Below are 18532 nucleotides of genomic sequence, written 5' to 3' on the forward strand. Positions count from 1 at the left end.
GGGACAAAGCGCATGCGCTTTGTCCGTTTGCTCGACCTGACCCCGACTTTCAAATTCTTAGCGGCTTGCGTAGCATTAACTAATTGAATAAAGTGTGCGCCATGCTTCCCGACCAATCCGACGACGACTTGATGCTGCGCTATCGCGATGGCGAGTTGTCGGCGTTTCAGGAACTGTACCGGCGCCATAGCCGTGGCCTGTACCGTTTCCTGGCCTGGCGCAGCGGGCGGACTGAGTGGGCGGATGAGGTGGCGCAGGAAACCTGGCTGGCGGTGCATCACGCCAGGGCGCGTTATGCTGCGCAGGGAAGCTTCCGCAGCTATCTGTTCCAGATCGGCCGCAACCGCCTGGCCGACCTGCAGCGCCAGCCCGATATCGACGATTGCGGCGACTGGGAATCCGTGCAGGACTCGGCCGAAGCAACGGCCCTGGGCCGCCAGCAGAACCTGGCCCTGCACGCGGCCATTCGCCATCTTCCAGCGGAGCAGAAGGAAGCCCTGGTGCTGCAGCACTTCAGCGGCTTGAGCATCGATGAGATTGCATTGGTGGTCGCCGCACCTGCGGAGACGGTGAAGAGCCGCCTGCGCTATGCCATGCGCAAGCTGCGCGAGCAATTCAAGCAGGAGGAGACGGCATGACGCCAGTCGACAAAGACGATTTCGAAGACGCTGAGCTGGTGCGCCGCCTGGCCGCCATGCCGCAGCCGGAGCCGTCCGCGGAGCTGGATGCGGCCATCTTCGCCCAAATTCAGAAAGACCTGGTTCCCGGCCCAGATGCTGCCAACGATCCGGCCACTGATCCAGCCACCGAAGCGCCGCACCCAGGCCTGCTGCGTCGCTACCGCGCGCCGCTGGCCTTCGCAGCCAGCCTGGCCGGCATCATGATCCTGTTGCCCGTGTGGCGCACCACGCAGCAGAAAGAGATTGTGCCAGTGGAAACGCGCATCATCGCGGAAGAAGCGCCAATGCTCGAACCGCCGCCGGCCAATCTCGAATCAGCTGCGCCGAGCGCCGTCGTGGCCGACAAAAAGCTCGATGCAATGCCGGCGCCAAAGTTGGAGATGCAGGCTTCGCCACCGCCACCACCGGTCCCGGTCCCGGCGCCAGTGGCTGCGGCTGCGCCAACGCCAGAGTACGCGCCCCGTCCAGTTCCAGCCCCAGCCCCGGTGGCGGAATCCGCTGCGCGCGCGCGTCAGGCACCCGCCCCCGGCATAGATGCTTCCCAAGAAAGCCCCAAGGAATGGCTGCAATCAATCGAACGTCTACTCGATGCTGACGAAACCGGGCCAGCCGCCGAGCAGTGGAAGCGCTTCAGGAAAGCCTACCCTGAGTACCCGGTTCCGGACACCCTGGCAGACCGCCTGAAAGCGCTGGAATAGCCTACTTCGGCTTCACCTCGAATTCGCCGACAAGCACCGTGCTGCCCTGCCCTTGCAGCCGCAGCGTCACCATCTTGTCGTCCGCCTTCGCAGTACCAAAGCCGGTGGTGAAGTGCAGCTGCAAGGTCGTGGCCCCGGTCACAATCTGCTGCGCGCTGCCAAAGTAATTGACTTCTACGCGATAAACGCCTGGCTTCGCGTTGCGCAGCATGAATTCTTCCGGCCCATATCCGCCAGTGAAGTCGCGCGACATGTGGCCACCCTGGTACGTCAAAGGATAGCCGTAATATGCGCGCTCGCCATCAGGATCGATAACGTGCAAGTCCATATCGCTGTTATCCGCATCCCAGGTCAGCACCACGCGCAAGTCCACCGGCAGGTTGCGCAGCAATCGAGAATCCATGCCGCGCGTATCGAGCACGCGCCCTGCCGCCTTGGCCCGCGCCACGATTGAATTCAGCTCGGCAAGCGCAATCTGCTCCACGTCCGCAAAGCGGAAATCCCATGGCCGAAGCACCACCTGGTAAAGCTGCTCGATCGCACGCTGCTCCTGGCCGCTGGCCGCGAAGGCGAGACCAAGATCGCGGAAGGATTGCGGCTCCTCCTCGGCCAACTCTTGAACGCGTTCGAACAATGGCACGGCTAATTGAGGGGCATTAGCTTCCATCAAGCGATATGCCAGCACACGCAGGACATGGCGATTCTCCAGGTCCATCTCGGCCAGGTTGGACAGCACCCGCAAACCAAACTCGCGCTGCCCGCGTTCCAGCATCAGTCCTGCCACGTCCAGCAGGAAGGCGCTGCTGCCTGCGTGCGATGGCCGCTCATCGAGGTAAATGCGGTACATATCGCCCACCGCTGCCTTACGCATGCGGGCGGTATAAGGCGCATCGGGTTGCCACGCCTTCAACCTGACAGTCGCGCCGCCATTGATCGGCGCTGAATCAGCCTTGTCTTCGATTATCGCCTGCTCGGCCATCGCAGCCGGCGCGGCACGCATCCTCGACGCCCCGAACGCTGGCGCCGGGGCCGGAGCCGGTGGCGGCGCTTCCACCCTCATGTCGAGGGTGTCGGGCGCCTCCTTCTTTGGCGCGGGCGGACGCTTCTTGGGAAACGGCTTTTCCCACCACGCGATCCGCGCCTCGAACTCCCGCACCACGCTGTCCAGGTGTTTGGAGCGCTCACCCGCCAGCATGCTGCGATTTTCCGCACGCATCTTCTCGAAGGCTTTACGGAATTTTTCCGGCGGCGTCACATCATGCCGCACATAGTCTTCGAGCCGCTCGAGCACCAGCAACGATGTCTCGCGGGTCGGCAGGCCGAACTCCATTCCAAGTCGGCGGATTGCCGCGCGATTGAGTTCATAGTTGCCCTCCATCTGGGCGATGCGGCGGTTGGCCCACCACCATGCAGCCAGCGGATGCGGCGTTGCCTTAGGACCCGCTGGATCAATGCTGATGTCAACCTTCTTGCCCAGGTTGTCAATCGCGATAGCCAGTGGCGTTCCGCCACGGACCTTTCCCGCCACGCGCAACATACCCGACGTAACCTGGCTTTCATCGAACACGACATCACCGCCAGGAGCGCCCGTCACGCTGGCCACCCTGGCGCCATCTGTCAGCAATTCCTGCGACGCATGCTGGGCGTCAGTTGGATCGATAGCGATATGCTGGCCACCATTCACGCCCGCCCACGCCGCAAGGCGCGCAGTATCGGCACCGGCAGCAGAACTCAGGGTGAATAGTCGACGGCCTTTCGCCAGTTGCGGGAACACGCCAGTGCCATAGTTACGCAAGCCGTCGCTGAACAGCAGATATTCGTCGACGTCTGCCTGCGGCTGCCAGTCGGCCAGCGCGCTGGCGCCGTCATAAACGGTCGACTCCAGCTCGCGAATCAGGATGCCCGATTGCCCCTTCGCCAGCTTGAACACTTTCACCGGTTCGGCCTTATCACGCAGCCGCACCAGGCGCACTTCCACGTTGCCGGCTGCGTCAAGATAGCTTCCCAGCACGCGCAATTCCGCCGCGAGCACACGATCCGCACCGGAGCCCGAGCTATCCCACAGCACGCCCACCACTTTCGGCAAGGCCCGTAGCTTGCGCTCCGCCGGCACCGGCACCTCGGCCAGGAAATACTGCTGGCCGTTGAACTCCTCCACGTATGTTCGGGCTTTCTCCTGCGCCGCCGGCACACGCACGATCAAGTCCCCCTTCGATTTGGATGCCTCGTACTGCCAGCCGCCCTTCACCACGACGAAGCTCTCGGCCTGCCCCACGACGACAGGCGCGTCTTCACCACCCATCACGCGCACCTCCAGCGCTACCGGCACCATGAATTGCTTCAAAGGTAGGCGATAACTCCAGTTCTTTTGCTGGCGTGGGAGCATCGCTGCATACTTGAGCTCCACAGTCCGCGTGCCACGCCCCGGAATCGGATAGATGCGCAACTTGAAGTTATTGCCATGGGTTTGCTCCAGCAGCGCCGGATCGATACGGCGCCGCTCTTCCGCTTCCAGGATTTGCCGCCCGCGTTCCTTACCGACCGGTACCGCCGGGCGCATGTCCCCATCGATGTCGAGTGAAAAGCCTGTTATTTGCTCGCCCTCCGCCAGTGGGAATTGCAACTCCCCCTCCAGCTGGCGAGCGTTCGGATTATAGAAAACCAGTTTGACGGACGTTTCCGCCATGCCTCCGGAAATGACCGTTTCCACTGCGGCGCTTTGCACGCGGACCGGCGATTCCCTGTTATTGATATGCGCCTTGACCAAAGGCGGCGTCTGCGCCTGGGCCAGGCCGCCGACCAGCATGCACAACGCCAAAATGAGCCTCGCCAACATGATGTCTCCCTTCAAAGTGAATGCTCTTGAACAGGAATCGTCTGGCGCGGGGAAAAGGGGTTAAACAATCGAGAATAATTTGACAACACGAAAAAGTGAGACTAAAGTGATATCACTTTGATTTACCTCACATAGGATTGATCATGACCCGCAATGAAAAGCAGTTCTCGTCTTACAGCGGCTACCTGGCCCTGATCGTAGTGATTACGCTGGCGATTCTTGCCTTCCTCATGCTGCGCGCCTTCCAGCCGGCGCTTGCTGCGGTGTGCGCGGTGACGGCGATCTTCCTGGCGCCCGGCCTGTACATGCTGCAGCCAAATGAAAGCGCTGTGCTGATGCTGTTCGGCCATTACATCGGCACCGACCGCAGCGAGGGCCTGCGCTGGGCCTTCCCTCTTTACATCAAGAAGCGACTGTCGCTGCGCGCCCGCAACCTGATCGCGCCAACCCTGAAGGTGAACGACAAGCGCGGCAACCCGATCGAGATTTCCGCCGCCATCGTTTGGCGCGTGCGCGATACCGCGCAGGCCGTGTTCGACGTCGATGATTTCGAGCGCTACGTCGCCGTGCAGGCCGAAGCGGCCATCCGCCACCTGGCCTCCCAATACGCCTACGACGAGGGTGAAGACCTGCCGCAAGGCATGACTACCCTGCGCTCCGGCATGGATGAAGTGGCCCATGCGCTGCGGGCGGAACTGACCGATCGCATTGCCGCCGCCGGCGTGGAAATCGTGGACGCCAAGCTGACACACCTCGCCTATGCGCCGGAAATCGCCCAAGTCATGCTGCGCCGCCAGCAGGCAGAGGCCATCATCAGTGCGCGCCAAAAGATCGTGCACGGCGCCGTCAGCATGGTCGAAGCAGCCCTGCATAGCCTGGCCGAGCGCGAAATCGTGGAACTGGATTCCGAACGCAAGGCGGCCATGGTGAGCAACCTGCTGGTCGTCCTGTGCTCGGACAAAGAAACCCAGCCAATCGTCAACACTGGCACGCTGTATAACTAAGCAAGATGGCAAGCCCCGGCAAAAAAGCGTTCCCCCTGCGGATCGACCCGGCGTTGTGGGATGAGCTGCAACGCCTGGCTTCCCAGGACTTGCGCAGCGTGAACGCGGAAATCGAGTTCCTGCTGCGCGAGGCGCTGGCTCGCCGGGGCATCAAGCCGAAATCATCAAATACCCCGCCATCCGACGAAGAGTAAGCCGACATGCTTAAATTGATTGCCTGTATTTTCGCGGCGTCGCCTGGGCTCGCGCCAGCCGCGCAGCCTACTCCCATCGACATCAAGACAGTTAGCTTCAACGGATCGCTGCCCTACGTCGTCTCCGGCAATCCCAAGCGCGATGCGCGCATTAATCATTCGATCTTCTTAGGCATGGCCGGGCAACCTGCCCCGGCCAAATACACCGATCCGATCAAGATGGCTAACGAGCAGGACGGCCCGCTTCCCGCCTCTGAGATCAATTATGCGATAACCCGTGAAGACGCGCGCGTGCTGGCAATCGAATTCGATTATGAAGGCTGCGGCGCCTATTGCGAGCACCACTGGGACCAGTACAACTTCGACGCAGCAACGGGCCGCCCATTTTCTTCATCAGACATTTTCACGCTACAAGGCCGCGCCGCCTTGTTCAAGCAAAACAATCCGAAGCGCCTGGACCAGTACCGCAAGGCCATCGCTGGCCTGAATAAAGAAGGCGCCGCCAACCGCAAGAAGCAGCACATCGCCACGCCCTGGCCGCAAGCAAGGACCGACAACAAACAGGACGACGAGGAATCGCGCATCACCGAATCCATCGACATGTACCAGCACTGCATGGACTCCATGCGCACGCCGGATTACGCCAACTTCTACATTCAGGATGTATTCCCGGTGAAAATCGAGGAAGAGTCCATTACCTTTCTGTTCGGCCGCTGCAGCAACCACGCCATGCACGCACTGGACGAAGTCGGCGACCAGGCAATCACATATAAGATCACCGAACTTGCGCCGCATTTCACTCCTTACGGCAAGTATCTATTGATGGGCGGCCCACGAATCACCTTCCCGGTCGAGCCGTATCAGCAGTTCCTGTTTGGCCGCGTAGGCCAGGCGGCGATCACCTTCGAGTTGTCCCGCCCAAGCCAAGACGGCTCGGTCTCCGGCAGCTACTTCTACAACAAGTACCGCAAACCCATCCGCTTGAGCGGCAAGGTAAATGGCAACACCGTCGAGCTAACCGAGGCAGAAAGCACGGATACGCCCCAGCCCCTGATCCGGGCAACCATCAAAGGCGACAAGCTTGAAGGCCAGTGGATCGGCAAGCAAGCCCTCGACTTCTCGGTTTCGCCCTAAGGAATGCAATATTGCTCTGCCGCAAATCAAATAGAAAACTTCCGCGCGGCCGAGATTCCATGTATAATTCACCGCTTGTGCGCTGCAACACAATAACGCAGCTGAAAATAACAACACAAATAGCAGCTTCGCGAAAACTATCTGCCGCATCCTGAAATGTTGGATGCCGCCTAAAAAGCCCCCCCGCCCTGTGTGTCGTAGTCCAATGACACCGTCCCGGCGCAAAGCTTTTGTGCCGAAATTTCTATACAAAAAATAGAGTCGTTTCGTACCGGTTTAGCGTAGCTTTTTTCGCTTTTTACGAAAGAAATACATGACTTTTGAAGCACTTGGTCTCCACACGTCCATCCTCAACGCACTGACCGAATCCGGCTACACCGCGCCTACGCCAGTCCAGCAGCAGGCAGTACCTGCAGCGATCGAAGGCAAGGACCTGTTGGTTTCCTCGCAAACCGGCTCCGGCAAGACCGCGGCCTTCATGCTGCCATCGCTGCACCGCCTGGCCAGCGCACCGTACACCGGCGCCGGCAAGACTCCAGCCCAGGAAGCCCAGTCGGCGCGCGCCCGTGGCGAGCGTCCGCGCTTCCGCCCTGCCCAGCCAAAAATGCTGGTGTTGACCCCAACCCGTGAACTGGCCCTGCAAGTCACCACCAACACCACCAAGTACACCTCCCACCTGCGCCAGATCAAATCGGTCGCCATCCTGGGCGGTATGCCTTACCCGAAACAGATGCAACTGCTGGCGAAGAACCCGGAAATCCTGGTCGCCACTCCAGGCCGTCTGATCGACCATATGGATCAAGGCAAGATCGACTTCTCGCAACTGGAAATCCTGGTGCTGGACGAAGCCGACCGCATGCTGGACATGGGCTTCATCGAAGACATCGAGAAGATCGTTGCCGCTACGCCTGAATCGCGCCAGACCATGCTGTTCTCGGCAACCCTGGACGGCGTGGTGGGCAATATGGCCCGCCGCATCACCAAGGATCCGCTGATCATCCAGATCAACACCGCCACCAGCAAGCACGAAAACATCGCACAGCGCGTGCACTTCGTGGACGACCTGTCGCACAAGAACCGCCTGCTGGACCACCTGCTGCGCGACGAAACCATGGACCAGGCAGTGGTCTTCACCGCCACCAAGCGTGACGCCGACACGATCGCCGACCGCCTGAACATCGCTGGCTTCTCCGCCGCTGCGCTGCACGGCGACATGCACCAGGGCGCACGTAACCGCACCCTGGACGGCCTGCGCCGCGGTAACGTGAAGGTACTGGTCGCGACCGACGTGGCAGCACGCGGTATCGACGTTCCGAACATCACCCACGTGTTCAACTACGACCTGCCCAAGTTCCCGGAAGACTACGTGCATCGTATCGGCCGTACCGGCCGTGCTGGCCGCAACGGTGTCGCCGTATCGCTGGTGAACCATGCTGAAAACATGCTGGTGCGCCGTATCGAACGCCTGACCCGCCAGCCTATCCCGGTCGAAGTGATCGAGGGCTTCGAGCCTAAGCGTGCAGCACCTTCGCGCTCCGCGACGCGTCCAGGCTGGAAACCAGGCGATGGCCGCAACAGCAAGCCAGGCCAGCGTTCCTTCTCGAACCCACGTTCGGAAGGCGGCCACTATCGCAGCGAAGGCAATCCATTCAACGGCGAGCGTAAAGAAGGCGGTTTCCGCAATCGCAACGAAGGCGGCTTCCGCGCTGAAGGCGGTTTCCGTACCGAGCGTTCGGATGGCGGCTTCCGCGGCAACCGTAATGAAGGCGGCTTCCGTTCCGAGCGTCCTGCCGAAGGCGGCTTCCGTTCGGAGCGTCCAGCTGAAGGCGGCTTCCGCAACCGTGCTGACGGCGGCGGCTTCCGTGCTGAGCGCCCGGCCGAAGGCGGCTTCCGCAAGGAGGGCGGCGGTTTCCGTGAGCGCGGCGAGAGCAACTTCCGCAACCGCGACCGCGATGCCGGCGGCTTCAAAGGCCCACGCACCGACGCACCGCGCCGCCCATGGGGCGATCGCTAATCTCTAAGCGCTAGCGAGCAATAAACGAGGCCGCCCGGGCAACCTGGCGGCCTTTTTCTTTTGTACGTTACCGAACGGAGCGACCTCGAAAACAGCGCGACACTGCGCCCATGAGAACAACCTTGATCGCCCTCCTGTTAGCCAGCACGGGCGCGCACGCGGCTCCGGAATCGCCCTCCCCAACCGTGCGCGTCCAGGTGCTGCTGGACCGGGCCAATTTTTCACCTGGAGAGATCGACGGCGCCGCAGGTGGCAATACGCGGCAGGCCTTGCTCGGATTCCAGCATGCACACAACCTGACGCAGACCGGCAAAGCGGACAACGCCACGCTCGCTGCGCTGGACGACAACCAGCCTGTGCTGGTCGCTTACACCGTGAGCGAAGCGGACGTCGCCGGGCCTTTCGAGCCGGTGCCTGAAGAAATGGCGGACAAGGCCAAGCTGCAGGCATTGGGATTCGCCAGCGCGGCGGAGGCGCTGGGAGAACGCTTCCACTCCAGCCCCGCCCTGCTGCGCAAGCTCAATCCCGGCAAGGACATCGAGCAAGCGGGCGCACAGATCATGGTGCCAAACGTCGGCGCCTCGCAAGCACTGCCGCAAGCGGCCAGCCTTGTGGTGGACCGCAACGCCAGTACCGTTGCCTTGCTCGATGCGGGCGGCAAGGTGATTGCGCAAATGCCCGCAAGTACCGGCAGCGATCATGACCCGCTGCCAGTCGGGAACTGGAAGGTCAATGGCGTGTCTCGCAATCCCACCTTCCACTACAACCCGCAACTATTCTGGGATGCGCGGCCAGGCGACAACAAGGCCACTATTCCCGCAGGGCCGAATAATCCGGTCGGCGTGGCGTGGATCGATTTATCGAAAGAGCACTACGGCATCCACGGCACGCCGGAGCCGGGCAAGATCGGCAAAACGCAGTCGCACGGCTGCATACGCCTCACCAACTGGGACGTGACCCGCGTCGCTGATGCCATCAAACCGGGGACGCCAGCCGTGCTGCGGGAATGACGGAGGCCATCATGAGACCAGTAAGCGTATTTGGAACCCTGATCATCGGCATCGTGCTTGGTGCCGGGGGTACGCTGCTGCTGTTAAGCCGCGTTCCCCTCGACACACGCGAAACAGCAACCATCACCATCCCCGCCGGACAGCAGCTGGCACCACAGGTGACCGACACCGCCAGCCCGCCTGCGAGCCCGCCAGCCGTCGATCGCGCACCCTCGGTTTCGCCCGCGCTCACGCCCGCCCAGGCCCAGCCTGACGAGCAACAGCGCACCGCCGGCGGCCCCGCGCCAACGGCGCCCGGACCCGGCAAAGCGGCCGGCGATTCGCTCGCCGGGATGCAAGGCGCCGATACCAGCGGCATCGGCGGCCTGGCTGCCAGCGGCGCCGGCTCGTCCCTCCTGATCCCTGTCGCCGGCGTAAAGTCGGCGCAACTGCAGGACACTTACAGCCAGCCACGCGGTACGGAACGCATGCACGAGGCGCTCGACATCCTCGCGCCGAACGGCACGCCGGTGTATGCCGTCGCCGATGGCAAAATCGCCAAGCTATTCACCAGCAAACCCGGCGGCTTGACGATCTACCAGTTCGATCCAAGCGAAAAATTCTCCTATTACTACGCCCACCTGGACCACTACGCCAGCAACCTTCAAGAAGGCCAGCAGGTCAAGCGCGGAGATGTGATTGGTTATGTGGGAACGACCGGCAACGCCAATCCTGCAACGCCGCATCTTCACTTCGCCATGTTTGAACTTGGGCCAGGCAAGAACTGGTGGCAGGGAAAGCCAGTCAACCCGTACCCTTTGATGGGCCGCCAATGACGTCACCAGTGGCGAACCCGCCCCGTATCCATATGCACGAACTGCGAGTCGGGATAGTAGCCAACACCGCCGCCCTTTAATGCCAGCGCGGCCTTATGCAGACGCTCAAGGTCGCGCCCGGGTATGCGCACATCGATCGCCTTGCCTTCCAAATGCATGCTGTGTTTCGCCACGCCGCCGGTGGATTCGTGCAGCAGCTGGTTGGTCTCAGGCGAACGATAACCCGATATCACATGGATCACTTCATTGTTACTGAACTGCGAGCTGACGCGATCCAGCAGCAAAATCAATTCGGGATCGATGGCTGAAACCTTGTCGTTGCGGTGGTCGCGCAGGAGGTGGTTGATGTCCTGCAGTGCCTCGGGGATGAACTGCCCCTCGGCCCAGAACATGGTGCGCAGCGTCTCGCCGGTGTGCGTGTTGTAGAAGCGCAGGCTGCGTTCATGCGGCGCTGCGACAGCCGCGCGAGCCAAAGAAGGCAGGGCCAGCGCCGATGCCAGCGCGACGGAACTCTTGAGGAATGATCTGCGCTGATTCATGCCTGTAGTGTACCGCTGACGCCGATTCAAAGATTTTATGGCGCGCGGCAAGAAGTTTCGATATACTTGATTACTCAAGTATCAATCAAATACAAATCATGGACAACGCACTCGAATTCTGCCTGCGCCTCGCGCGCGCCCACGCCACCATTATTCGCCGCCTGGACACCGTCCTGGGCGGCCACCACGGCCTGAGTTTCAGCGACTTCATGCTGCTGCAAAGCCTGGCCAACGCGCCTGGCGGCCGCCTGCGCCGCGTCGACCTGGCCGAACGCCTGGGCCTGACCGCCTCCGGCGTCACCCGTACCCTGCTGCCGCTGGAGAAAACCGGCTGGGTCGCGCGCCAGGCCGATGAACGCGATGCGCGCGTCGGCTATGCCGTCATCACAGCCGCCGGCCATGCCCTGCTGGACAATGCCCAACGCACCGCCAGCGAATACGCAGCGGACCTGCTGCGGCACTCAAAAGATGATGAACTGGCGCCGCTGAACGCCGTTCTCGCAAACCTGATCGGACCTCAATAATGACCCCGACCCTCAAAAATAATTCGAACTTCCGCTGGCTCATAGCCGGCAGTACGCTGTCCATGGTTGGAGACCAGTTCACCCTGATCGCCCTGCCCTGGCTGGTGCTGAAACTGACAGGCGACCCGCTCTCGCTTGGCCTGGTACTGGCCCTGCTTGGCGCGCCGCGCGCCATATTCATCCTGGTTGGCGGCGCAGTCGTGGACCGCTACTCGCCAAAAAGCGTCTTCATGCTGACCAAGCACGCCAGCGCCCTGCTGCTCGGCACCCTCGCCGTGCTCACGCTGACAGGCACTGCAACGCTGACTATGGTGTATGCGCTATCGCTTGGCATCGGCTTGGCGCAAGCATTTGCCTTCCCATCCGCCACGTCGATGATGCCGCGCTCCGTGCCGCCGGACCTTCTGCAAGCCGCCAATAGCGCGACCATGGCCGTGCGCCAGGTCGGCATGCTGGCCGGACCGCTGCTGGCCGCGCTCTTGCTGGCCATCGGTGAAGCAGAAGGCAACGACGGCGGCATGCGCGCACTGGGACTCGCGTTCAGCGTCGACAGCCTGAGCTTCGTCGTCTCCGCCTGGACTTTGTCGCGCGTCGTGCCTTTGCCTGGCGCCGCACCGGCCGTGCAGAAAAACGTGCTGCACGCTGTCGGCGAAGGCTTGCTGGCCGTATGGCGCGACGTGGAAATGCGCACATGCTTCGCTTATTGGGGCCTGGTCTCTGTGCTGATCGGCGGCACCATGCAGGTGGCTTTGCCCGTACTGGCCAAGGAGCGCCTGCAAGACGGTTCCGCCTTCGGCATGCTGATGGCGGCGCACGGCGCGGGCATGCTGGCGGGGATGGCTTTCTCCGGCATGACTGCCAAACACAATGCTGGCCGCCCAATGCGCATTGGCCTGCTTGCCTTATCGGTCGATGCGATGGCGGGCCTTCTCCTTATGCCGCTCGGCCTGATCACCGCCGCGTGGCAAGGCGGCTTGCTACTGCTCTCGCTCGGCGCGCTGGTCGGCCTGGTGCAGGTGGCCGTGTTTACCTGGATCCAGAAGCGTGTGCAGCCGCAGATGATGGGACGCATCATGAGCATCTTCATGTTCATCCTGTTCGGGCTTGCGCCGCTGTCGTCGGCTGCCACCGGCTGGATCATGCTGCACGTGACGTTGACGGAAATGTTCATCGGTGGTGGCGTGGTGCTGGTGGTTTGCGCTACGCTCGCATTGTTATTCACCCCGATGCGCCGCATTACCTCCGCCTAGGATCGCGAACATGGAAACAAAATGGCTGGAAGACTTTATCTCCCTGGTCGAAACCAATAGCTTCAGCCGCTCCGCGCAGCTGCGTCACGTAACGCAGCCCGCGTTCTCACGGCGCATCCAGTCGCTGGAGAACTGGCTCGGCATGGACTTGATCGACCGTACTTCCTACCCGACGCGCGTGACGCCGGCAGGGCTGGTGTTTTACGAACAGGCGCTGGAAATGCTAAGCCAGATCAACGGCGTGCGCGAGCTATTGCGCGGCAAGCGAGCGGCGGCGCAGAACAGCATCGACCTCGCCGTGCCGCACACCCTGTCGCTGACTTTTGTCCCGAAATGGATCACGCAGCTGGAAGAGGAATTCGCGCCGATCAATTCGCGCCTGATGGCGTTGAACGTGCACGATGCGGTGCTGCAGCTGGTGGAAGGCGGCTGCGACCTGCTGCTTTGCTATCACCATCCACGGCAGCCCGTGCAGCTTGATCCGGGACGCTACGACATGCTGGTGCTGGGGCGCGAGGCTTTGCGTGCTTACGCGCGCTGCGACAAGGCGAAGCAGCCGGAGCTTGTGCTGCCAGGGCGGAAGACATCTCCGCTGCCCTTCCTTTCCTACACCACCAATGCCTATCTTGGGCGCATGGTTGACCTGATCGTGTCGGATGCCAAGCAGACTTTGCATCTTGAGACGCACTACGAAACCGATATGGCCGAAGGCTTGAAGATGATGGCGTTAGAGGGGCGCGGGATTGCGTTCCTGCCTGAGTCGGCGGTGACGCGGGAGATCAAACAGAAGCTGCTGGCGCCTGCTGGCGATGGGCGCTCGGAGTTCGAGATTGAGATGGAGATCCGGCTGTATCGCGAGCGGCCAAACGCGCAACGGCCTGGGAAGGCCATTGTCGCGCGCTTGTGGGAGCACTTGGCGGAAAAACAAAAGCCGGCTTCGGCCAAGCGGCGCATTCCTGCGTCGGACCGCTAAAACCGGCAAACCGGTGTCAGACCCGCAGGGTCAGACACCAGCCTGCGGCGGCCGCGTACCGGTGTCTGACCCTGCGGGTCTGACACCGCATTACCGGTTTCGGAGGGTTTGTAGTTTGGGTTCAAAAAAATGCCATTCCGACATGTTATGCAAATTTTGCATAACCGAATGCGCACTCGGCATTGGCCTCGGCAAGGGGGCAGGAATAAGATTCGCCGCGTTACCGAACAACTGAGCGAGTCACATAATGACCAACCACGCCTTGCCTTCTTACCTCAACGCCGACGATCTCGGTCCTTGGGGCCAGTACCTGAAACAGATTGATCGCGTCACCCCTCACCTGGGCAACTTGTCCCGCTGGGTAGAAACCCTCAAGCGTCCAAAGCGCATCCTGGTTGTCGACGTTCCAATCGAACGTGATGACGGCACGATCGCCCACTACGAAGGCTATCGCGTTCAACACAATATGTCTCGCGGCCCTGGCAAGGGTGGCGTACGCTTCCACCAGGACGTAACCCTGTCGGAAGTGATGGCCCTTTCGGCATGGATGACGGTGAAAAACGCCGCCGTCAACGTGCCATACGGTGGCGCAAAAGGTGGTATCCGTGTCGATCCTAAGACCCTGTCCAAAGGTGAACTGCAGCGCCTGACCCGCCGCTACACCAGCGAGATCAGCCTGATCATCGGCCCAACCAAGGATATCCCTGCACCGGACGTCAACACCAACGAACAGGTGATGGCTTGGATGATGGACTCCTACGCCATGATCGAAGGTAACCTGTCGACCGGCGTTGTCACCGGTAAGCCAATTTCGATGGGCGGCTCGCTGGGCCGTCGTGAAGCAACCGGCCGCGGCGTGTTCGTGACCGGCCGTGAAGCGGCAGCAAAGCGCGGCGTAGCAATCCAGGGCGCGCGCATTGCAATCCAGGGCTTCGGCAACGTGGGCGGCATCGCTGCCAATATGTTCGCTGATGCCGGCTCCAAGATCATCGCAGTGCAGGATCACACCGGCACCGTAGTGCACCAGGGCGGCCTGAACGTCGCTGAACTGCACAAGCACGTAGCCGAAACCGGCGGCGTGGCTGGCTTTGCCGGCGCAGAAGCGACCCAAGACCGCGATTCATTCTGGGGCATCGAGTCCGACATCCTGGTGCCAGCAGCACTGGAACAGCAGATCACCGCAAAGAACGCAGGCCAGATCCGTACCAAGATCATCCTGGAAGGCGCCAACGGCCCAACCACTCCTGAAGCGGACGACATCTTGAACGACAAAGACATCCTGATCGTTCCGGACGTACTGTGTAACGCCGGCGGCGTGACCGTGTCCTACTTTGAGTGGGTGCAGGACTTCTCCTCCTTCTTCTGGAGCGAGGAAGAAATCAATGCACGCCTGACCCGCATCATGCAGGACGCGTTCAACTCCGTATGGGAAGTGGCAGCAGAGAAGAAGGTTTCGCTGCGCACCGCAACCTTCATCCTGGCATGCTCGCGCGTGCTGGCTGCCCGCGAAGTACGTGGCCTGTACCCATAATCACACTCTTGCAAGGGCGCCCGCGTAGCGCCCTGCAAAGCACGCCCGCTCAGGCCATCATGGCTTGAAGCGGGCGTTTTTCGCAGAACAAAAGGAGAAGTACTGAATGAGCAGCACTCTGGAACAAAAGGCGCTTGAGTACCACAAGGCCGGAACGCCAGGCAAAGTGGCAATTGCAGTAACCAAAAGCGTAGGCAGCCAGGACGACCTGGCCCTCGCCTACTCGCCAGGTGTAGCGGCGCCTTGCATGGAAATCGCACGCGATCCCGCACTGGCATACGAATATACGGCCAAGGGCAACCTGGTGGCCGTGATCACCAACGGCACCGCGGTTCTGGGCCTGGGTAATATCGGCGCACTGGCCGGCAAGCCGGTCATGGAAGGCAAGTCCATCCTGTTCAAGAAATTCGCAGGCATCGATTCCTTCGACATCGAACTGGACGAAACCGATCCGGATAAGCTGGTCGACATCATCGCCGCCATGCACCCTACGTTCGGCGGCATCAACCTGGAAGACATCAAAGCGCCAGAGTGCTTCTATATCGAGCGCAAGCTGCGTGAACGCCTGAGCATTCCCGTATTCCATGACGACCAGCACGGCACCGCCATCGTGGTCGGTTCCGGCATGCTGAACGCCGTGGAACTGACCGGCCGCAATATCGCCGACGTGAAGATCGTGTGCTCCGGCGCCGGCGCAGCGGCAATCGCGTGCCTGGAACTGCTGGTGGACATCGGCGCGCGCCGCGAGAATATTTTCGTCTGCGATTCCAAAGGCGTGCTGACCAAGGCGCGCAACCTGACCGGCGAAAAAGCCGACTGGGCGCAGGACACCACGGCCACGACCCTGTCCGACGTGATCGCGGGCGCAGACGTATTCCTGGGCGTATCCGGCCCTGGCGTACTGTCGCAAGCGGACGTGCAGAGCATGAAGAAGCAGCCTATCGTCTTCACCCTGGCCAATCCAGAGCCGGAACTGCGCCCTGAACTGGTACGTGAAGTGGCGCCGGACGCGATCATCGCCACCGGCCGTTCGGACTACCCGAACCAGATCAACAACGCGCTGTGCTTCCCATACCTGTTCCGCGCCGCGCTGGACACTGGCGCCACCACCATCAACCAGGACATGAAGCGCGCATGCGTGACCGCCCTGGCCGGCCTGGCGCGCAGCGATGTCCGTTTCGGCAAGGACTATGTGGTACCTGGCCTGCTGGACGATCGCCTGCTGCCGACCGTCACGCCGAAGATCGCGCAAGCAGCGATCCAGAGCGGCGTAGCCCGTAAAGAACTGGGCATGACCGAGTACTTCGAGCGCCTGGAAGCGCTCGGCAAGCACCTCCTGTAATAAAAGTCGGGGTCAGGTCGAGCAAATGGACAAATTTGTCCATTTGCTCGACCTGACCCCGACTTTTAATTAGACACCTAGTACATATTTCTCGCTGCCCATCCGATGGGAGGCGAATGCGACGGCTGCTGCGGCTAGCGCCAGCGGCAGTGCGCAAGCAAGCAGGTAAGGCAATGCGCCGAGTGATTGGCCTGTTGCCAATGCCTGGAACATGGTCTGGTTGGACAGCAGCGGTACCGCGTACATCCAGTTCTGCGTGTTCAGTTCCAACGCAGGAACGATCATCACCGGCAAAATCGGGATAAAGGTCACGATACCTGCCGTCGCCTGCGCTTCCTTGAACGTGCGGGAATTCATCGCCATCGCTACTTGCAGCGCGCCCACCATCAGGCACAGCGGCATTGCTGCGACAATCACCAGCAACAAGGTCGGCAAATCAACGCGCCAAGAAATACCAATTTCCTCCAGCGGCAGGTACTTCAGCACCGCGTGCGCCACAATTAACTCGCAAATCAAGCCGATCGCTGCCAGCGCGGAAGCGGCCAGCCACTTGCCTGCGACCAGGTCGATACCGCGCATCGGCTGCGAAATCAGCACTTCCAGCGAACGGCGTTCGCGCTCGCCGGCAGTGCTGTCGATCGCCGCCGCCAGGCCGAAGATGCAGACCGGGACAAAGAACATGCCAAGGAAGAAGCCAATGCGCGTGTTCGATCGGGTCAGGCTGTCGGCCGTGTCGAAGCGTTGCAGCGCGAAGGGCGACAGCGTGGCCGGCGACACGCCGTGCGCCAGCATGCGTGCGCCGGCGATGCCGTTGCCGTATTCGCGCAGCATGGTTTCCAGCTCGCGGCGTTGCGACTGCTTTTCCACTGCGGAGTCGAACCACAGTTCCATTGGCGCCGGACGCAGGTCGCTGTAGTACTCGCCGAACTTGTCGCCCAGCTTCAGCACGGCCGCCATCTTTTTCTCGCCCAGGAGTTTGCCGATATCGGCTTCGCTCATGGCGTCCTTTTCGGTAATGTTCACGCTTTTCTGGCGCAGGTAGCTCACCAGGTTGGGCGCTTGCGCTGCACCGATCATTACGATGTCGATGCCGGTACGCTCGGTTTTGGTCGCCTTCTGGATCTGGTTGTGCAGCATGAAGCCGACCAGGCCGGGATACATGAACACCATCATGAGCATGATGTTCAGCGTGCGTTTGTCGCGCAACGCTTCCTTCAGCTCCTTGATCATTACAACTAAAAATTGCGGCATCATGCTGCGATCCCCTCTTCCGTGCCGACCAGGTGGACGAAGGCGTCTTCCAGGTTGGCGATTCCAGTTTGCTCGCACAGTTGCAGCGGTGTGCCCTGCGCGACCGTGCGGCCGTTGGCGATGACGATCACGTCGTCGCATAGATTGGTGACTTCCTGCATGACGTGGGTGGCCAGGATGATGCTGCAGCCCTCTTCACGCAATTTAGCCAGTGCGCGACGCAGTGCGCGCGTGCTCATGACGTCCAGGCCGCGCGTCGGCTCGTCCAGCAGCAGGTTACGCGGGCGATGCAGCAGCGTGCGCGCCAGCGCCACCTTGATGCGCTGGCCTTGCGAGAAGCCCTTGCAGTGGCGCTCGAGGAATTCGCCCAGGCCAAGCAGCTCGGTCACTTCGTCAATGCGGCGCTTGATCGCGGCCTTGTCCATGCGGTTGATCTGGCCGAAGTACTCCAGGTATTCGCGTGTGGTCAGTCGCTCGTACAGTCCGAACTGGTCGGTCAGCAGGCCGACATTGCGGCGCGCGCCCATCGGGTCTTTGTCGGGATCGATGCCGTCGATGCTGACGGAGCCGCTGTCGCGCTTGAGCAGGCCGACCAGAGTGCGCATCAGCGTGGTCTTGCCAGCGCCGTTGGGGCCCAGCAGCGCCGTGGCGCGGCCGTCGGCGACGCTGAAGCTGACGCCGGCCAGCGCGGGAAAATCGCCGAAGCTTTTATGTACGTCTTCTACGTGGATCATGTG

General features: G+C 61.4%; 17 protein-coding genes. 13 read left to right on the top strand and 4 right to left on the bottom strand.

Going from position 1 to position 18532, the window contains the following annotated elements; genetic code table 11:
* The first annotated feature begins 101 nt into the window (after positions 1-101).
* Both AC1RTP_RS17705 and AC1RTP_RS17710 read left to right on the top strand, forming a co-directional pair.
* Positions 102-638, top strand: a complete 537-nt coding sequence (locus tag AC1RTP_RS17705) for a sigma-70 family RNA polymerase sigma factor (protein ID WP_498609041.1) — start codon at positions 102-104, stop codon at positions 636-638.
* On the top strand, positions 635-1378 hold the full coding sequence (locus AC1RTP_RS17710) for a hypothetical protein (RefSeq protein WP_498609043.1): 744 nt from the start codon (positions 635-637) through the stop codon (positions 1376-1378). Before AC1RTP_RS17705 ends, AC1RTP_RS17710 begins: the two co-directional genes overlap by 4 nt.
* Before the next feature lies 1 nt (position 1379).
* On the opposite strand, the gene AC1RTP_RS17715 is transcribed toward AC1RTP_RS17710, so the two are convergent.
* Positions 1380-4214 carry a DUF2135 domain-containing protein gene (locus AC1RTP_RS17715; RefSeq protein ID WP_498609044.1) on the bottom strand — a complete coding sequence of 945 codons (2835 nt, stop codon included), beginning with the start codon at positions 4212-4214 and terminating at the stop codon, positions 1380-1382.
* A 143-nt stretch (positions 4215-4357) separates the two neighbouring features.
* Here AC1RTP_RS17715 and AC1RTP_RS17720 point away from each other — a divergent pair, with 143 nt between their 5' ends.
* The 6 genes from AC1RTP_RS17720 to AC1RTP_RS17745 all read left to right on the top strand — a co-directional run bounded on the left by AC1RTP_RS17720 (position 4358) and on the right by AC1RTP_RS17745 (position 10385).
* Complete coding sequence (locus tag AC1RTP_RS17720) at positions 4358-5218, top strand: SPFH domain-containing protein (RefSeq protein ID WP_498609046.1); 861 nt, start codon at positions 4358-4360, stop codon at positions 5216-5218.
* Positions 5219-5223: 5 nt separating this feature from the next.
* Positions 5224-5412, top strand: a complete 189-nt coding sequence (locus AC1RTP_RS17725; RefSeq protein WP_498609047.1) for a type II toxin-antitoxin system antitoxin — start codon at positions 5224-5226, stop codon at positions 5410-5412.
* A gap of 6 nt (positions 5413-5418) precedes the next feature.
* Entirely contained in the window at positions 5419-6546 is a 1128-nt protein-coding gene (locus AC1RTP_RS17730) for a hypothetical protein (RefSeq protein WP_498609049.1), read from the top strand.
* Between the two features lie 313 nt (positions 6547-6859).
* Entirely contained in the window at positions 6860-8560 is a 1701-nt protein-coding gene (locus AC1RTP_RS17735; RefSeq protein WP_498609051.1) for a DEAD/DEAH box helicase, read from the top strand.
* Between the two features lie 122 nt (positions 8561-8682).
* Complete coding sequence (locus AC1RTP_RS17740; RefSeq protein WP_498609053.1) at positions 8683-9570, top strand: L,D-transpeptidase family protein; 888 nt, start codon at positions 8683-8685, stop codon at positions 9568-9570.
* Positions 9571-9581: 11 nt separating this feature from the next.
* Entirely contained in the window at positions 9582-10385 is an 804-nt protein-coding gene (locus AC1RTP_RS17745) for a M23 family metallopeptidase (RefSeq protein ID WP_498609055.1), read from the top strand.
* A gap of 2 nt (positions 10386-10387) precedes the next feature.
* Here the strand turns inward: AC1RTP_RS17745 and mepK are convergent, their stop codons facing one another.
* Entirely contained in the window at positions 10388-10924 is a 537-nt protein-coding gene (mepK, locus tag AC1RTP_RS17750) for a peptidoglycan L,D-endopeptidase MepK (RefSeq protein ID WP_498609057.1), read from the bottom strand.
* A gap of 98 nt (positions 10925-11022) precedes the next feature.
* Here mepK and AC1RTP_RS17755 point away from each other — a divergent pair, with 98 nt between their 5' ends.
* The 5 genes from AC1RTP_RS17755 (at position 11023) to AC1RTP_RS17775 (ending at position 16544) form a co-directional block, all read left to right on the top strand.
* Complete coding sequence (locus AC1RTP_RS17755) at positions 11023-11448, top strand: MarR family winged helix-turn-helix transcriptional regulator (RefSeq protein WP_498609059.1); 426 nt, start codon at positions 11023-11025, stop codon at positions 11446-11448.
* Complete coding sequence (locus AC1RTP_RS17760; RefSeq protein ID WP_498609060.1) at positions 11448-12698, top strand: MFS transporter; 1251 nt, start codon at positions 11448-11450, stop codon at positions 12696-12698. Before AC1RTP_RS17755 ends, AC1RTP_RS17760 begins: the two co-directional genes overlap by 1 nt.
* Positions 12699-12708: 10 nt before the next feature.
* Positions 12709-13671 (top strand): LysR family transcriptional regulator, encoded by a 963-nt coding sequence (locus AC1RTP_RS17765; RefSeq protein WP_498609062.1) that lies wholly within the window; start codon positions 12709-12711, stop codon positions 13669-13671.
* A 247-nt stretch (positions 13672-13918) separates the two neighbouring features.
* Positions 13919-15202, top strand: coding sequence for a Glu/Leu/Phe/Val family dehydrogenase (locus AC1RTP_RS17770; protein ID WP_498609064.1), 1284 nt, complete (start codon positions 13919-13921; stop codon positions 15200-15202).
* A 106-nt stretch (positions 15203-15308) separates the two neighbouring features.
* Positions 15309-16544, top strand: coding sequence for a malic enzyme-like NAD(P)-binding protein (locus tag AC1RTP_RS17775; RefSeq protein WP_498609066.1), 1236 nt, complete (start codon positions 15309-15311; stop codon positions 16542-16544).
* 69 nt (positions 16545-16613) lie between these two features.
* Here AC1RTP_RS17775 and AC1RTP_RS17780 read toward each other — a convergent pair whose 3' ends face one another.
* Positions 16614-17798 carry an ABC transporter permease gene (locus AC1RTP_RS17780; protein WP_498609068.1) on the bottom strand — a complete coding sequence of 395 codons (1185 nt, stop codon included), beginning with the start codon at positions 17796-17798 and terminating at the stop codon, positions 16614-16616.
* Entirely contained in the window at positions 17795-18529 is a 735-nt protein-coding gene (locus AC1RTP_RS17785) for an ABC transporter ATP-binding protein (RefSeq protein ID WP_498609069.1), read from the bottom strand. The genes AC1RTP_RS17780 and AC1RTP_RS17785 overlap by 4 nt, the downstream gene beginning before the upstream one ends.
* Positions 18530-18532: the final 3 nt, after the last annotated feature.

It is taken from the genome of Pseudoduganella sp. GW821-FHT11H04 (assembly GCF_058807935.1).

Bases quoted from the DNA above. Each gene is read 5' to 3' on its own strand.
- AC1RTP_RS17765 (WP_498609062.1), top strand. From the start codon at position 12,709: ATGGAAACAAAATGGCTGGAAGACTTTATCTCCCTGGTCGAAACCAAT.
- AC1RTP_RS17720 (WP_498609046.1), top strand. From the start codon at position 4,358: ATGACCCGCAATGAAAAGCAGTTCTCGTCTTACAGCGGCTACCTGGCC.
- AC1RTP_RS17715 (WP_498609044.1), bottom strand. From the start codon at position 4,214: ATGTTGGCGAGGCTCATTTTGGCGTTGTGCATGCTGGTCGGCGGCCTG.
- AC1RTP_RS17785 (WP_498609069.1), bottom strand. From the start codon at position 18,529: ATGATCCACGTAGAAGACGTACATAAAAGCTTCGGCGATTTTCCCGCG.
- AC1RTP_RS17730 (WP_498609049.1), top strand. From the start codon at position 5,419: ATGCTTAAATTGATTGCCTGTATTTTCGCGGCGTCGCCTGGGCTCGCG.
- AC1RTP_RS17745 (WP_498609055.1), top strand. From the start codon at position 9,582: ATGAGACCAGTAAGCGTATTTGGAACCCTGATCATCGGCATCGTGCTT.
- AC1RTP_RS17780 (WP_498609068.1), bottom strand. From the start codon at position 17,798: ATGATGCCGCAATTTTTAGTTGTAATGATCAAGGAGCTGAAGGAAGCG.
- AC1RTP_RS17710 (WP_498609043.1), top strand. From the start codon at position 635: ATGACGCCAGTCGACAAAGACGATTTCGAAGACGCTGAGCTGGTGCGC.
- mepK (WP_498609057.1), bottom strand. From the start codon at position 10,924: ATGAATCAGCGCAGATCATTCCTCAAGAGTTCCGTCGCGCTGGCATCG.
- AC1RTP_RS17705 (WP_498609041.1), top strand. From the start codon at position 102: ATGCTTCCCGACCAATCCGACGACGACTTGATGCTGCGCTATCGCGAT.
- AC1RTP_RS17735 (WP_498609051.1), top strand. From the start codon at position 6,860: ATGACTTTTGAAGCACTTGGTCTCCACACGTCCATCCTCAACGCACTG.
- AC1RTP_RS17760 (WP_498609060.1), top strand. From the start codon at position 11,448: ATGACCCCGACCCTCAAAAATAATTCGAACTTCCGCTGGCTCATAGCC.
- AC1RTP_RS17775 (WP_498609066.1), top strand. From the start codon at position 15,309: ATGAGCAGCACTCTGGAACAAAAGGCGCTTGAGTACCACAAGGCCGGA.
- AC1RTP_RS17725 (WP_498609047.1), top strand. From the start codon at position 5,224: ATGGCAAGCCCCGGCAAAAAAGCGTTCCCCCTGCGGATCGACCCGGCG.
- AC1RTP_RS17755 (WP_498609059.1), top strand. From the start codon at position 11,023: ATGGACAACGCACTCGAATTCTGCCTGCGCCTCGCGCGCGCCCACGCC.
- AC1RTP_RS17770 (WP_498609064.1), top strand. From the start codon at position 13,919: ATGACCAACCACGCCTTGCCTTCTTACCTCAACGCCGACGATCTCGGT.